Raw genomic sequence first — 14,375 nt, forward strand, 5'->3', positions numbered from 1 at the left:
GGGGTACGTGCACGCTGCCCTGAGGAGGTCCGGTGCGTCGATCCGTGTCGACCCGCGTGGTCGTCGTGCTCGCCGCGGTGCTCGTGGCGCTGGCCGTGCTCTACGCGTTCCGGCCCGACCAGGCGATCAGCCTGCTGACCTACCCCGTCGTCCTGGTGCCCGGGGTCGTCGCCTGGGTCGGGACCGCCCGGACCCCGCGCGAGGCGCGGCTCTTCCCCGCGCTGCTCACGGTCAGCCTCTTGGCATCCGGCATCGGCGACCTCACCTGGCTGCTCGCGACGTACCTGAACGGCGACGACCCGACGGTCTCCCCCGCGGACGCCATCTACCTCTCCGGCTACCTCGCCCTCATCGCCGCCCTCCTCGCCGTCACGGCGGCCCGGCACGGCGACCGGCTGCGGCTCGACGTCGACGCCCTCATCGACGTGCTCACGGTCGTGGTCGTCAGCATGGTGCTGTTCTGGAACCTGTCGGTCGAGCACATCGTGACCGACGAGTCCGCACCCGAGCTGGAACGCATCGTCCAGTCGATCTACCCGGTCGCCGACGCCGTCCTCATCGCGCTCGTGATCCGCGCCCTGCTGGTCCCCCGTACCCGCCAGGCGCTCGGCCTCTCGTTCTCCGTGGGGATCTGCCTCTGGCTGGCGGGCGACCTCGGCTACATCGTCGTGGGCTACGACCTGGCGGTCTCCGTCGTCTTCGACATCCTGCGGACCTTCGGCGCGATCGCGATGGCGGTCTCGACGTTCCGCCCCCACGTCCTGCCTCCCGCCCGGCCGAGCCTGGAGTGGAAGGCCTGGCTGTCGCTGCCCAAGCTCGTCTTCGCGGTCCTGCCGCTGCTGATCCTGCCCGGGCAGCTGCTGGTGAACGAGATCACCGGCACCGCGACGGTCGTCCCGATGCAGACGATCGTCGTCATGACCGTCCTCGCCCTCCTCGCGTTCGGGCGCACCGCACGGCTGCTGTACGTCGAGCGCCAGACCCGGCTCGAGCTCGCCGCGGCCCGCGACGAGGCGCTCGAGGGGTCGCGCGCGAAGTCGGCGTTCCTCGCCACGATGAGCCACGAGATCCGCACGCCGATGAACGGCGTGATCGGGCTCACCGGGCTGCTGCTCGACACCGAGCTCGACCGCCGGCAGCGGACCTACGCCGACGGCGTGCGCACCGCGGGCAGCGCGCTGATCACCGTCATCAACGACATCCTCGACTTCTCCAAGATCGAGGCCGGCCACCTCGACCTCGAGGAGCTCGACCTCGAGCTCGTGCAAGTGGTCGAGGAGGTCGCCGAGCTGGTCGCGGGACCGGCCCGCGAGAAGCACCTGGAGCTGCTGGCCTACTGCTCCCCCGAGCTCCCGGTCGCGCTGCGCGGCGACCCGTCCCGGTTGCGCCAGGTGCTGCTGAACCTGGCCGGCAACGCCGTGAAGTTCACCGACGCGGGCGAGGTCGTCATCCGCGCGCACCTGGAGAGCCGCGACGAGGACGGCGTACGCGTTCGCTTCGAGGTGGCCGACACCGGCATCGGGGTCGCGCCCGAGAACCAGGCGCGGCTCTTCGACCCGTTCTCCCAGGCCGACTCCTCGACCACCCGGCAGTACGGCGGCACCGGCCTCGGGCTGGCGATCTGCCAGCAGCTGGTCACCGCGATGGGCGGCGAGCTCGGCGTGGACAGCGAGCTCGGGAAGGGCAGCACGTTCTGGTTCACGGTGCCGCTCGGGTTCGCCGAGAACAAGGCGCCGGTGCCGCGGCCGATCCCGGCCCTGGAGAACCTCCGCGTGCTGGTCGTCGACGACAACGCCACCAACCGGATGATCCTGCACGACCAGCTCGCCGCGTGGGACATGAACGTCGCGGTCGCCTCGAGCGGGCCGGAGGCGCTGGCGCTGCTCGCCGGCGCGGCCCGGCTCGGGACGCCGTACGACCTGGCGGTGCTGGACTTCCGGATGCCGGAGATGGACGGCGTGGAGGTCGCCCGGCGCATCTCGGCCGACCCGACCCTGGCCGGCATCGGGCTCACGCTGCTCACCTCCGACACCGTGGACCGTCCCGAGGAGGCCCGCCGGGCGGGCGTCTCGGCGATGCTGACCAAGCCGGTCCACCTCGCCCAGCTCCGCACCGCGCTGCTCCAGGCAGCCGGGGCCGCCGGGGCCGTCGCCGAGCCGGCGACGGAGCGGCTGGCGCAGCCGCTCAGCACCGGACGCGGCCGGGTGCTGGTGGTCGAGGACGGTGAGATCAACCAGATCGTCGCCATCGGCATGCTCGAGCGGCTCGGCTACACCGTCGAGGTCGCCGACGACGGCGTCGCGGGCGTCGCGGCGCTGGCGCGCTCGACGTACGACGCGGTGTTCATGGACGTGCAGATGCCGGGCCTGGACGGGTACGAGGCCACCCGCGAGGTCCGCCGGATGGAGGCGGGTGCGCGGCACACGCCGATCATCGCGATGACGGCCGGCGCGCTCGACGGGGAGCGCGAGCGCTGCCTGGCCGCCGGCATGGACGACTACGTCTCGAAGCCGATCGAGCTGGCCGCGATGGAGAGCGCACTGGAGCGCTGGGTGCCGGTCCGCTGAGCCGCGATCTGCGCCGCCCCGGCACCCGGGGCGGCGCAGACCTCACCCGCCCCTCAGGCGGTGCAGCAGGCGGACTCCACGGTGTCGACCGGGGCGTCGGCGAGGACGGTGTAGATCTCCCAGCGCTCGCCGTTCGGTGCGCCCTCGACCCAGAACTTGTCCTGCTTGGCGTAGCAGCAGGTCGTGCCCTTCTCCTCGATCGAGGCGAAGCCGGCCTCCGCGAGACGGGTCTGCTCGGCGTCGACGGTGTCGGTGTCGGCGACCTCGACGCCGAGGTGGTTGACCGAGCCGCCCTGGCCGGGGTTCTCGATCAGCACGAGCTTCAGCGGCGGCTCGGCCACCGCGAAGTTGGCGTAGCCCGGCCGGACCTTGGCCGGCTCGGTGGCGAACAGCTTCGAGTAGAACGCGATCGAGGTGTCGAGGTCGTCGACGTTGAGCGCGAGCTGGACTCGGGACATGGGGTTCCTCCTAGACATTGATGAACTTCGATGTGATGAGACTGGACCAAGACATCGAGATCTGTCAATATCGACGCATGTCGAAGTCTCTCCTCGAGCTGACGCCGGTCGAGGCCGTCGCCTGCTGCTCCCCCGTGACCCGCGAGCCGCTGTCCGCCGACGCGGCCGAGCGGATCGCCCCGCTGGTGAAGGCGATCGCCGACCCGGTCCGGCTCCGGTTGCTCTCGATCGTCGCCTCGCACGGCGACGGCGAGGCGTGCGTCTGCGACCTGAACGACGCGTTCGACCTCTCGCAGCCCACGATCAGCCACCACCTCAAGCTGCTGCACGAGGCCGGCCTGCTCGACCGGGAGAAGCGCGGGGTCTGGGTCTACTACCGCGTGAACGCCACCGCGCTCGGCGACCTCGCCTCCCTCCTCGGCGGCGTCGGGGCGTGACGACCACGCTCGTCCGCCGCGCGACCGCCGAGCTGGTCGGCACGGCGTTCCTCGTCGCCGCCGTCGTCGGCTCCGGCATCGCGGCCCAGCGGCTCTCCCCCGACGACACCGGCCTCCAGCTGCTCGAGAACAGCCTCGCGACCGGCGCCGTGCTGGTCGCGTTGATCCTCGCCCTGCAACCGGTGTCGGCCTCGTTCAACCCGGTGGTCACGCTCGTCGAGCGGGTCCTCGGCCGCATCGACTCCGTCACCACGGGCGTCCTCGTCGTCGCCCAGCTCGCCGGCGGCCTGGCGGGCGTCGTGGTGGCCAACCTGATGTTCGACCTCGACGCGGTGTCGGTCTCGACCCACGAGCGCGGCGGCTCCGGACAGCTCCTCGGCGAGGTCGTCGCGACGCTGGGCCTGGTCCTCGTCGTGTTCGGGTCGCTGCGCTCAGCGCGCATCGAGACCGTCGCGTTCGCCGTGGGCGGCTACATCACCGCGGCGTACTGGTTCACGAGCTCCACCAGCTTCGCCAATCCGGCGGTCACCGTGGCCCGGATGCTCTCCGACACCTTCGCGGGCATCGACCCGGCGTCGGTGCCTGCCTTCGTCCTCATGCAGCTCGTCGGCGGCGCCATCGGCGCCGCGCTCGTCCTGCTGCTCCACCCCACTCCTCAGGAGGCGTGATGTCCCGTCCCACCGTGCTGTTCGTGTGTGTCCACAACGCCGGCCGCTCGCAGATGGCTGCTGGATACCTCCAGCACCTCGCCGGCGACCGGATCGAGGTCCTGTCGGCCGGCTCGCAGCCCGCCGACCAGGTCAACCCCGCCGCGGTCGCCGCCATGGCCGAGGAGGGCATCGACATCGCGGCGCAGGTGCCGAAGCTGCTCTCCGACTCGGCGGTGCAGCAGGCCGACGTCGTGGTGACGATGGGGTGCGGCGACGAGTGCCCCTTCTACCCGGGCAAGCGCTACGAGGACTGGGTCCTCGACGACCCGGCCGGCCAGGGCGTCGACGCGGTCCGGCCGATCCGCGACGAGATCCGCGGCCGCGTCGAGGCACTGATCGGCGAGCTGGCCCCGTGACCGTCGTACCTCTCGAGGCCGCGCACTGGCCGGAGGTCGAGCGCATCTACGCCGCCGGCATCGCGACCGGGCACGCGACGTTCGAGAGCGAGCCGCCGACCTGGGAGCAGTTCGACGCCGGGAAGCTCCCAGGGCAGCGGCTGGTGGCGGTCGAGGACGGGCGGGTGGTCGGCTGGGCGGCCGCCTCCGGCGTCTCCGACCGCTGCGTGTACGCCGGCGTCGTCGAGCACTCCGTGTACGTCGCCCCGACTGCCGGCGGCCGGGGCGTCGGCCGGCTGCTGCTGGACGCCCTCGTCGCCTCCACCGAGGCGGCCGGCATCTGGACCATCCAGTCCGGGGTGTTCCCCGAGAACGCCGCCAGCCTCGCCCTGCACCGCGCGGCCGGGTTCCGCGCGGTCGGGACCCGCGAGCGGGTCGCCCGGATGTCGTACGGCCCGATGGCCGGCGCGTGGCGCGACGTCGTGTTCCTCGAGCGGCGCAGCGAGCGCGCCGGCACCGACTGAGCCGTGCGTCACTCCGTCCGGCCGGTTTCGACCGGTGTCCGCGTGGATACGTTGAAGCGGGGACGCAGTCGAAAGGGATGAACGATGGCGAGTGACCTGGAAATGATCTTGCTGACCGTCTTCGGCACCCTCGGTGGGATCTTCGGCCTGCTGTTCCTGATGGCCGCTCTCGAGCCGCCGCGGATCACGCCGCAGGCCGCCACGGGCACCTCCCGCGCCACCGCCGACGCCACCGAGTAGCCGGCTGGTCCGCGTCAGACCACCGGCGGCGCTTGGGCGATGACGTCGTCGAGGAGACGACGCATCCCCTCCAGCCTGGCGATGTCCGCGTCGATCCGCGCGCGCTCCTCCAGCAGGGTCCGGGTGAGGCGCGGGGTCTGGATGGCCGGCTCACTCACGCAGGGCAGCACGTCGTCGATGGTCTCGGTCGACAGGCCCGCCGCCAGCAGGCTCCGGATCAGGTGGACCCGCTCGACCGCCACCTCGTCGTACTCACGCTGGTTGCCGCTGGACCGCTCGGACCGCAGCAGGCCGCGCTGCTCGTAGTACCGCAGGGACCGCACGCTCGTCCCGGTCCGCTCCGCCAGCTCCCCGATCCTCATCGACGTGATCCTCGTCTCCCGGGCTTGCACCTGACATCGGTGTCAGGTTGCACGATCGTCCCATGAGCACCTCTCCTGCATCCCCAGCACCCACCCAGCTGCGGCTCATCATCGAGGCCGCCGACTTCGACGAGGCCGCGACGTTCTTCCGCGACGTCCTCGGCATGCCCGAGCAGCCCGCGTTCGCCACCACCGGCGACGACCGGGTGGCGATCCTGCACGCCGGGTCGGCGACCATCGAGATCGCCTCGACCCAGCACGTGCGCAACATCGACGAGATCGAGGGCGCTCCCCCGGCGACGGGGCCCACGCTCCGTCTCGCGCTGGAGGTCGCCGACACCGGCCGTGCCGTCGAGGTCGCGACCGCCGCCGGTTCGCGGCTCATCGCGCCGCCGGTCGAGACGCCGTTCCGCAGCCTGAATGCCCGCGTCCAGGGGCCGGCCGGCTGGCAGGTCACCTTCTTCCAGGAGCTCGAGCCCCTCGAGACGCGATCTCGGCGCGAGGGCTTCCACACGGATGACACGAGGCCCGGCTGATCTCGGCTGGTCTCGGTCGCGCTGGGTCGGGCTCGGTCGTCACAGGCCCGCGGCCACCCCCCGGCGGCTCACACGTTGAAGCGGAACTCCACCGGGTCACGCTTCCGGTCACCGTCTACGCATCTAGTAGGTCATGGTGAACGACACTCAGAGACGCTGCGCCATCTATTTCCGAATCTCACTCGACCCGACCGGCGAGGGATTGGCGATCGAACGGCAACGGGAGGACTGCACCCTTCTCGCCCGAATACGTGGCTGGGAGATCGTCGAGACATACGTCGACAGCAGCATCAGCGCCTCCGATCGCCGGGCTCGGCGACCGGCATACGAGCGGATGGCGCAGGACTACATGGACGGCCGATTCAGCGCACTCATCTGCTACGACCTCGACCGGTTGACGCGGCAGCCACGCCAGTTGGAGGACTGGATCGAGGCGGCTGAAGAGCGGAACTTGGTCTTGGTCACGGCGAACGGAGAAGCCGACCTATCAACCGACGGCGGCCGCCTGTTCGCCCGGCTCAAGGCTTCCGTCGCCCGCGCTGAGGTGGAACGGAAGTCTGAGCGGCAGAAGCGGGCGATGGCTCAGCGCGTGGCCCGTGGGCGAATCCCGTCTGGGGTCCGTCTGACCGGATACGACAGAAGCGGCGAGGTCGTCCCAGAAGAGGCGCTTCACGTTCGTGAGATCTTCGAGCGCTTCATCGCTGGAGACTCACTAAGGGCTATCGCCGCATCGCTGGCCGAGCGCGGAGTGATGACTCGACGCGGGGCGTCGTGGAATCCTTCGACGGTGCGGACCATCCTCCTCAATCCTCGATACGCCGGGCTCGCCAGCCTGCACGGCGCGGTTGTGATCGAGAGTGGGGAGCGCGTCCGCGGCAGCTGGGAACCAATCGTCACTGAAGCAACCTTTGACGCCGCCAATTCCATACTCGCCGAGCCAGGGCGGAAGATGAACCGGGTTGGCACAGATCGTCGCCACCTCGGGAGCGGGCTCTTCCTATGCAGCGTGTGCGATCGCCGAGTGCGCTCCCACAACGGGCGCTATCGGTGCCCGGAAGGTCACCTGATTCGTTCGATGAAGCAGGTCGACCTCGCCGTCCTCTCGGTGGTGCGGGCACGCTTGGGAGCACCGGATCTGGTTGACCTGCTCGACCCAGAGGTGAGCGACGAAGCGACAGGAGCCGCGAGCGAGACGGCTGATCTTCTCCGACGCCTCTCGAACATCGAACGCGACTACGACGACGGGCTGATCGACGGCCACCGCTATGCCGTCGCGCGCGAGAAGGTGACTTCGCTGTTACGTGAGGCCAGTGCTCGACGCCTCCGGTTGACGACCAACGATGCAACTGCCCGCACGCTCAGCTCACGTGATCCTGTCGCAGCGTTCGACCTAGCCACGCTAGGAGTCCGTCGACAGGTCCTGGACACGCTGATTCAGGTTCGCCTCCACAGCGCACCGAGGGGCCGTAAGACATTCGACCCCTCGACGGTCTGTATTACGTGGCGGTCCGTGACCAATGCCTAGCGTTGGCTCGCAATCTCAACCGCGGCCGCTGCGATTGCTTCCCCAACCGCAGGCGCCCGACCGTCTGGGATGATGAGCCATCCGCCCTGGGACGAGAGCGGCCAGGGTCGGACGACGTGGGTGAGCCGACCCGAGGCCCTCCTTCGGCGGGAGCGTGGTGGCGGCAGGTTGGCACTTGCCCACCGGCGAGCGAGTCGAGCCGCCCACTTGGCCTCCAGCGGAGTGAGTTGATGCTCCTCCTCGACGGCAACCATCCCGCGCACGCCCCAGACGCGCCTCAAACCACAGCCAGGTTCGAGCCAACTCGGCGGCGGCATGTCCTGATTGCGACCGGAGCGGCCTGGTTTCCAGAAACTGAAGTACCGCGCGGCACGGCGAGCTGGTTCAGCGCCTTCCACCAACTGTGCCCAGACACCGTGGATCAACCACTGCCACTCTTCCACCGGATCCAGGCCGGACGCGGCTACCGAAGCGGTCCACGCACGAGCAAGCCAGCAGTGCCACTCGCCAAAACTCATGTCTTCCGGGACCGTTGCCAGCACATGAAGGTGCGGAGCGATTCGATCATCCGTGGAGACAGTCCACTCCAGCTTCCACACGAGCGCCACAGACCCCCAAGCCCGCTCCCAGCGTGAGAAGAGCCGGTTCAGCGCCTTCCGATACTCCGGGCCACTCGCTGCTGCTGGGACGCCGTCCAGGCGGCCGGGAAGTGTGAAGGTCAGCCACACCGGGCGGGTCAGAGGTGATGTATCCAGGCTGGCAAGACGGCGGACCATCGTTCTGCGCGCTGCTCGGCTGAGTCCCACATGGACGACCGGCGCCGGGCGACGAGGCGCGACCTCACGTGGCCGACCTGCGGTCGCGGCGACTCGCTCCTTCGCGCGAGTGCGGCTAGCCTCGCGTTGCCGCGCCCGCCGGACACTTGGCAGAGTGCCGACCGCGAGCACTGAACCCGCAGCCGACACCCCGCCTCCGTGTGCGATCGCCACTTACTTTTCGAGAGGGCGCCACGGCCTCGGCACGCGCACCCTCCCTTGTCGGCCTCGCCTCGGCTCGCGCTGCTCGCTCGGCTCACCCTCCGAGCTCGGGGCTTGGCCTCGGGCAGCGGCACCCAACTCAGCCTGCAGCAGTGCCTCGGCCAAGGCCGACATGGCGGGCTCCAGACCGCCGAGGACGCTCCAACCGACATCCTCGCGAGCACATGCCTCCGGATCGGCCAGGTTCTCGTGACGTGCCGAGAAACGCACCCACGCTACGACCGCTTCCGACGCCGCATCGAGGACTGCCGGCGTCAGCACAACGCGAGCCTCCCCACGCTCCCATTCCCGGGTCACGACTTCTCCGCGATCGCCTGGATGGCAGTGGCAGTCAGGAAGGGGCCGGACTTGCCCCAGCCCGTCACCGCGGGGCGCTGCAGGTGGACCGGGCGCCCGGCATCGTAGACGCCGAGCGGGAGCGGGGGCGCCTGCGCCGCTACTCGGAAAGGAAAGCGACCCAGGTCCGACGAACACTCGATCTCCCAGATCGGGTAGCCGGTCGCGCGATCCTTGCGTTGCTCCCCGTCCCACACCGAAGGGGCACAACCCCACGCCTTGACGGCACCCAGGGACGCCGGATCCAAGCCGAGATTACTCATGTCGAACTCCTGAACTAGGTAGTTACGGCCACGCTCGTGAGCCGTGAAGCCGTGTTGGCCTCGCCCCTCTACATGCGGAGGCAGATCGACGTTTCGGGGCTTCAAGCGCCCCATTTCGTGTGACCTCCGCCACACGTCGGGCTCGTTCGCCGGTGGCGGTACGCTCAGGGCCGCCGAACCGTCGCCCTGGATGACTGGATCAGAGCTGCTCGGAGTCGAGATCGATCCCGTTCGAGAAGTGGTCGAGCGGTCGCGAGCAGGTGGGCAACCCACTCGACTAGCGCGTCGTCCGGCGCATGGGTGGAGTCAGCGTCCCGGTTCATGTCTTCATTCACACCCACTCTTCATGCGTAGACGCCGAGCACTCGGTGGCTAGATGGGGCGCTCAGCCGTTGGCAGCGGACCCGGAGTTGCCCAATTTCGGACGATTCGCGGATGTGCTGTGCGAAGGTTTCCCGCATGGCAGACCTTCTGGGAACCGCCTGCGACCAACTGGCTCTAACTCCTGTGCGTGCCCTTGTGCAGGGAGGCCAGAAGCAGGTCCACGTTGTATCGGACTCAGCGGGAGCCCACCTGGTCCTCAAATTGATCGACCTCGGGCAAGCTGCCGACCCGGCCGCCCTCGAACGGGCACGCCGCGAGGTCGCGCTGCTGCAGAGCGTCGATCACCCCAACGTTGTCAAGGTGACCTCGGAACTGCACGAGGTCGGAAGCCCACCGACGGCGACGTTCTGGCTGGAGGAGTACCTCGACGGCACCGACCTGCGCTACTGCGGGTCCGGGTGGGCGGCCGAGGAACTCGTCGCGCTTGGCCGGGATGTGGCGGCGGGCCTCGGCGCTCTACACGAAAAGAAGGTCATCCATCGAGACCTGAGCCCCGGAAACGTTCAGCGGCTGACCACTGGCGCGTTTGTCGTCATGGATCCTGGATTTGCCAAGCACACCCTAAGAAGTGGAATCACGATTGGCGGACAACCCGGCACCAGAGGCTTCATGACACCCGAGCATCTTCAAGCGTTCTCCGGGTCTCCCACGGCTGCTTCAGACGTCTTCGGCTGCGGCGCCTTGGTCTACCTGGCAGCAACAGGGCATCCTCCTGTCCCGTACAAGGGCGATGACAGCGAATACATGCAGCGATTGCGCACGGCGAACCACATCCCGCTACGCGATCTTCGACCCGATCTGCCGTCAGGTCTCGCCGACCTAATCGAGCGCACCCTTCATCCACAGCCAGCCCGTCGCTACCGAAACGGCGTGGCTCTCGCCAAAGCGTTTGGAGCGCTCTGATGGGTGTCCTGATCCAAGACACTGCCCGGAACAATCTCGTCACCTGGTCTGTCCACGCAGTTGCGGGCGGCTACGGCGTGGGCACGATGCTGTCGCCGTTCGCCTCTCCTTTCGAGGCCAACGGATTCAAGCGGTCGGCCCTCGCCACGTCCGAAGCTATTCGGGAGGCTGGCGGTGAGTTCTGGCTTGACCCGATGACGTACGCACTCGACATGCCGCGTGCTGGCGACTTCCGCCACTACGCCGAATGGGACTTCTGGTCAACAACGAGGGGCGACCTCACCAGCAGAGCGGCCATGCGCGAGCACGTCCAGAGGGTCTTCCGGGCCCAAACGGCCTTGGACAGTCCCGCTCTCGCACCGACGGTCCTTGTTTCGTATCCCGACACCCCGAGGAGCCAGACTGCGCTCGAACTCGCACAGGTGGCGATGGAGGCCGACACGGGAGCCTGGCTAAGCGTCGCAGGCGATCAAGAGTTCTGGAGTGCTGGCGCGGAACTGGACGCCCACGTTGGTGCGCTGGATCAGCTGGAACCGGCGGGTTGGATGTTCATAGTCACCCGCGGCGACAACTCCATGCCGCCGAGCGCGTCGACGAACGAGATCTTTGGCCTGATGCGGGCAACATACGCACTCAGCCAGGACCGACCGGTCCGAGTGGCGTATGGAGACCTAGCGGCTGTTCCGGCCTTGGCGGCCGGAGCTGAGGTCGTCGGTACCGGTTGGGACATCCGACAGCGCATTTGTGCCTACCAGGACTTCGAGGAACGACCCGCGGATACCCAGGACGGGGGCGGCTGGTACCAGCGGCCAACCTTGGCGGGTCTACTTGGTGGACTAACGAGTCGGGAGTACGAGGTCCTTGTCTCCGAGGAGGCTGCCCTCGCTGCGAGACTCACGCCCGCCGCTATCGGCCCCAGACCTGAGCAGGCATTTCGGCATCACGCCACGGTCCTAACCAACGTTGCGACTGCCCTCTCATCATTGAGCGGGCGCGCCCGAGCAGAGGCAATGCGCCAGATGTACCTGGATGCGGAGGGCGAATGGCCGGCGGTCCAGGCGATCACCGGTACCCGACTCGGCCCCTCCCGCTGGATCGCGCCCTTTAAAGCGGGTCTTGAAGTCTTCATGACTTCAGAAGGATGGCTGTGAGCCAATCGCCGCGAATAGATGCTCAAAGCCCTGCAGGCGTCGCGTCGCTGCCGGATCTCGTACGGCTGGCCGAACGACCCAACCTGCTCGCGTGAACAACCCCGCAGCGTCCTCCGCGACGCCCTCTCTGGCGCGATCGACTGCAGTCGGACCGACATCACCCAGGACGACGATGTAGTTGTTCGCCCACGTCCGGTAGGTACGGCCCTGCAGGACGGCACGCCGCCAGTCCTTAATCTTGGCTTCGACGGCGAAGACGGTTCCGATCGGCTTGAGGGCGGGGTGCACAGTCACCGCGCCTCCAGAACTTAGGGTTAGCGCTCCGGAACGGACCAGCCTGCCGACGGCAGGCTCCAACTCACGCTTGCTCCAGCCGAGGCGACGGCTCAGGGTATCGATCCTCAGCGGCCTTGCCGGGCTCGTTGCAGCTAGGACAGCACAGTCGATGTCGGACAGAACCGGACCGATTCCGGCGGCACTACGGCGCGCGAGCCATTCGGTTCCGCCGACCACCGCTACGAAGTCAGGAAGACCGAGCGGACTGGGCATCTCCGGAACCACCAGCACGTCGCCCCGCGGTCCGGGCAACGAGGAAGCCAAGGCATCGATGAGGTCATGCAATGCCAGTTCATCAACAGGCTCAAATCGACGACCGCCCCTGGATGACACAGGGGCGATGATTCGGACGTTCCTCATCTGCTCATCCGAACCACGCGACGAATGCTACGGCGAGCGTTCTCATACCAGTCACATCAGGGTCTGGTTCGAGCAGGACTCGACCGGGTTGACCGTTGGCCGCCTGACCCACGGGGCCGACTAGATGAGCGCCCCGGACGTGTGCAGTTGATCCAGAGCCCTTCCTACGTGGTGCTCTGTGAAGAGCCGGCCCTTTCGGTGAGTCCACTCGTGAACCAACTTCGTCGCCTGCACCACGCCTTCAGCCGCTTGGCGTCGGCAAACCCAGTCGGCGCTGGCGAGCAGTTCGACGCCGTACGGCCCCTCGAAGCCCTTCACCACCTCCATAACTCGATCAACGAGGACGGGAACGTGAACGTACTTCTCGTCGTCGAGGAACTTGCTCGCCTCAGCTAGGCCGCGCTCGGTCGGCGCAATTGGATTGAGGTCCAAGACCCGATCGGCGCCATCACCAAGACCGACTGTGTACGCACCCTCCATGCCTTGAAGCAAGTGCCGCACACGCTCGCTGTACGGACCGTAGCGTCCTGGCTGAAAGCGAAGGTCTAGTTTCGGCTCAAGGAGATCCGCGAAGTACATCAACTTCTGAATCTCAAGATGCGAGGCACCTCGCTGGTCTTCCCAGGGCTCGGCCAACTCACGCTGAGCGACGTATCGGTCAAGCAGGGCAATGAGGAGCGCTCGTCCCCAGGTCATCTTGATCTGTTCAGGCGCCTCGACATTGCGCCTGCCGGCGGACGGTTCGTACAACACCACGCGAACGTCAGTCAGGTCGCCGAGTGATTGAACGATGAGTGGCTCCACGTCCGCCCAATCGAGGCCGCCGTTGCCGGCGCCAAGGGGTGGGATGGCGACCGACTCGATCCCGTACTCCTTCAAGGTTCGCTTCAGGTCGTCCAGCCCAGTGCGGATGTATTCAAGACGGGAAGGGGATCGCCAGTGCTTCTTCGTGGGGAAGTTGATGACCCACTGGGGCCCGTCGAGCAAACCTGTCGGGACGACATGCATGTGGCCGACCTCTACGCGTCCATCGCGGCAAGCTGCTGCGTACTCCTTGAACACGGCCGGAAACCTTCGCTTGAACTGCAGCGCGATTCCCTTTCCCATGACACCAACGCAGTTGACCGTGTTGACAAGCGCATCCACCTCAGCAGCGAGAAGGTCGCCACTTGTCTTCTCCAAAGCCATTGTCCGACCCTCCTTCAGTAGAACAGTTCGCGTACGACGTGATACTGCCTGTCTCCACCGACACCTTCGAACGCCTCACGAGCCGTTTCAAGTGTGCGCTCGTTCTTCGCTACTACAACCTGCACCATCTCGAGTGGAAACTCCGCGTACACGAGAACCTCGGCGGCGCGTCGACTCTGGCGGTCCGGGTCGTCGAGAGTGTTCCTCCACATCCGTTGGCACAACAAATCGAAGTCAACGAACGTTCCGAGGGTCTCCAGGTCCCTGGTGAACGCAACTCGACTCGTCGCTGCGTTCTGATCACTAACGCACCAAACCGCGTCACTCAACGCGAGGTCCTCAAGCACGAACCCGAGGAACACCAGGTCGTCACAACCTCCGTCGTAGTCATCGTGCCCCCGATTGACGACGTAGAGCATCGGTGACTTGGCAGCGATGTAGAAGGGCACATGCTCACTGACGACGGACTCCGGGTAGTCCGCGTCAGGATCGACCCGGATAGTGGCGCGCCGCTCCTTGACACCTCGATTGGCCACGTTTACGACCGGATCGACCTCCGAGGACGGAAGCAATGCCCCTTCAGCAACGATCTCCGGCAAGTTGTCGACATGCGTGAAGTGCCATGCAAGCCACTCCGATGCGCCATCCTGAGCGGGTGCCTGCCCGCCTCGAGCCACGAAGCCCGATGCGCTCAGGTAGGTCAGGTCCACGCGCGCATCCTAG

General features: G+C 67.5%; 16 protein-coding genes. 10 read left to right on the forward strand and 6 right to left on the reverse strand.

Translation table 11 applies throughout. From position 1 onward, the window contains the following. The first annotated feature begins 32 nt into the window (after window positions 1-32). Window positions 33-2,567, forward strand: coding sequence for a hybrid sensor histidine kinase/response regulator (locus ABD875_RS20515; protein ID WP_345181764.1), 2,535 nt, complete (start codon window positions 33-35; stop codon window positions 2,565-2,567). A 53-nt stretch (window positions 2,568-2,620) separates the two neighbouring features. Here the strand turns inward: ABD875_RS20515 and ABD875_RS20520 are convergent, their stop codons facing one another. Next, window positions 2,621-3,025 (reverse strand): ArsI/CadI family heavy metal resistance metalloenzyme, encoded by a 405-nt coding sequence (locus ABD875_RS20520; protein ID WP_345181766.1) that lies wholly within the window; start codon window positions 3,023-3,025, stop codon window positions 2,621-2,623. A 77-nt stretch (window positions 3,026-3,102) separates the two neighbouring features. Here ABD875_RS20520 and ABD875_RS20525 point away from each other — a divergent pair, with 77 nt between their 5' ends. The 5 genes from ABD875_RS20525 to ABD875_RS20545 all read left to right on the forward strand — a co-directional run bounded on the left by ABD875_RS20525 (window position 3,103) and on the right by ABD875_RS20545 (window position 5,271). Then, on the forward strand, window positions 3,103-3,462 hold the full coding sequence (locus ABD875_RS20525) for a metalloregulator ArsR/SmtB family transcription factor (RefSeq protein WP_345181767.1): 360 nt from the start codon (window positions 3,103-3,105) through the stop codon (window positions 3,460-3,462). Next, window positions 3,459-4,130 carry an aquaporin gene (locus ABD875_RS20530; RefSeq protein ID WP_345181769.1) on the forward strand — a complete coding sequence of 224 codons (672 nt, stop codon included), beginning with the start codon at window positions 3,459-3,461 and terminating at the stop codon, window positions 4,128-4,130. Before ABD875_RS20525 ends, ABD875_RS20530 begins: the two co-directional genes overlap by 4 nt. Continuing rightward, complete coding sequence (locus ABD875_RS20535) at window positions 4,130-4,528, forward strand: arsenate reductase ArsC (protein ID WP_345181772.1); 399 nt, start codon at window positions 4,130-4,132, stop codon at window positions 4,526-4,528. Before ABD875_RS20530 ends, ABD875_RS20535 begins: the two co-directional genes overlap by 1 nt. Continuing rightward, complete coding sequence (locus ABD875_RS20540) at window positions 4,525-5,031, forward strand: GNAT family N-acetyltransferase (RefSeq protein WP_345181774.1); 507 nt, start codon at window positions 4,525-4,527, stop codon at window positions 5,029-5,031. Before ABD875_RS20535 ends, ABD875_RS20540 begins: the two co-directional genes overlap by 4 nt. A 102-nt stretch (window positions 5,032-5,133) precedes the next feature. Next, window positions 5,134-5,271, forward strand: coding sequence for a hypothetical protein (locus ABD875_RS20545; RefSeq protein ID WP_345181776.1), 138 nt, complete (start codon window positions 5,134-5,136; stop codon window positions 5,269-5,271). A 14-nt stretch (window positions 5,272-5,285) separates the two neighbouring features. On the opposite strand, the gene ABD875_RS20550 is transcribed toward ABD875_RS20545, so the two are convergent. Next, window positions 5,286-5,633, reverse strand: a complete 348-nt coding sequence (locus ABD875_RS20550) for a MerR family transcriptional regulator (RefSeq protein ID WP_345181778.1) — start codon at window positions 5,631-5,633, stop codon at window positions 5,286-5,288. A gap of 62 nt (window positions 5,634-5,695) precedes the next feature. On the opposite strand from ABD875_RS20550, the gene ABD875_RS20555 reads away from it, so the two are divergent. Together ABD875_RS20555 and ABD875_RS20560 are read left to right on the forward strand one after the other, a co-directional pair. Beyond that, a complete protein-coding gene (locus ABD875_RS20555; protein WP_345181780.1) occupies window positions 5,696-6,169 on the forward strand; it encodes a VOC family protein in 474 nt (157 codons plus the stop codon). A 136-nt stretch (window positions 6,170-6,305) separates the two neighbouring features. Continuing rightward, the gene (locus ABD875_RS20560) at window positions 6,306-7,694 is read left to right on the forward strand and encodes a recombinase family protein (RefSeq protein ID WP_345181782.1); all 1,389 of its coding nucleotides are present in this window, start codon (window positions 6,306-6,308) and stop codon (window positions 7,692-7,694) included. A 1,330-nt stretch (window positions 7,695-9,024) separates the two neighbouring features. Here ABD875_RS20560 and ABD875_RS20565 read toward each other — a convergent pair. Next, window positions 9,025-9,330: a hypothetical protein gene (locus tag ABD875_RS20565; RefSeq protein ID WP_345181784.1), complete on the reverse strand. Its 306-nt coding sequence runs from the start codon at window positions 9,328-9,330 to the stop codon at window positions 9,025-9,027. A 459-nt stretch (window positions 9,331-9,789) separates the two neighbouring features. Here ABD875_RS20565 and ABD875_RS20570 point away from each other — a divergent pair, with 459 nt between their 5' ends. Together ABD875_RS20570 and ABD875_RS20575 are read left to right on the forward strand one after the other, a co-directional pair. Further along, window positions 9,790-10,617: a serine/threonine-protein kinase gene (locus tag ABD875_RS20570; protein ID WP_345181786.1), complete on the forward strand. Its 828-nt coding sequence runs from the start codon at window positions 9,790-9,792 to the stop codon at window positions 10,615-10,617. Continuing rightward, window positions 10,617-11,768: a hypothetical protein gene (locus ABD875_RS20575; protein ID WP_345181787.1), complete on the forward strand. Its 1,152-nt coding sequence runs from the start codon at window positions 10,617-10,619 to the stop codon at window positions 11,766-11,768. The genes ABD875_RS20570 and ABD875_RS20575 overlap by 1 nt, the downstream gene beginning before the upstream one ends. Here ABD875_RS20575 and ABD875_RS20580 read toward each other — a convergent pair. The 3 genes from ABD875_RS20580 to ABD875_RS20590 form a co-directional block, all read right to left on the reverse strand. Further along, on the reverse strand, window positions 11,751-12,464 hold the full coding sequence (locus tag ABD875_RS20580) for a hypothetical protein (protein ID WP_345181789.1): 714 nt from the start codon (window positions 12,462-12,464) through the stop codon (window positions 11,751-11,753). The genes ABD875_RS20575 and ABD875_RS20580 overlap by 18 nt on opposite strands. A gap of 120 nt (window positions 12,465-12,584) precedes the next feature. Continuing rightward, complete coding sequence (gene darG, locus ABD875_RS20585) at window positions 12,585-13,652, reverse strand: type II toxin-antitoxin system antitoxin DNA ADP-ribosyl glycohydrolase DarG (RefSeq protein ID WP_345181791.1); 1,068 nt, start codon at window positions 13,650-13,652, stop codon at window positions 12,585-12,587. 14 nt (window positions 13,653-13,666) lie between these two features. Further along, window positions 13,667-14,362 (reverse strand): DUF4433 domain-containing protein, encoded by a 696-nt coding sequence (locus tag ABD875_RS20590; protein ID WP_345181792.1) that lies wholly within the window; start codon window positions 14,360-14,362, stop codon window positions 13,667-13,669. Between the last annotated feature and the right edge of the window lie 13 nt (window positions 14,363-14,375).

Origin of the sequence: Nocardioides caricicola, assembly GCF_039541135.1 — a bacterium.
Taxonomy (GTDB): domain Bacteria; phylum Actinomycetota; class Actinomycetes; order Propionibacteriales; family Nocardioidaceae; genus Nocardioides; species Nocardioides caricicola.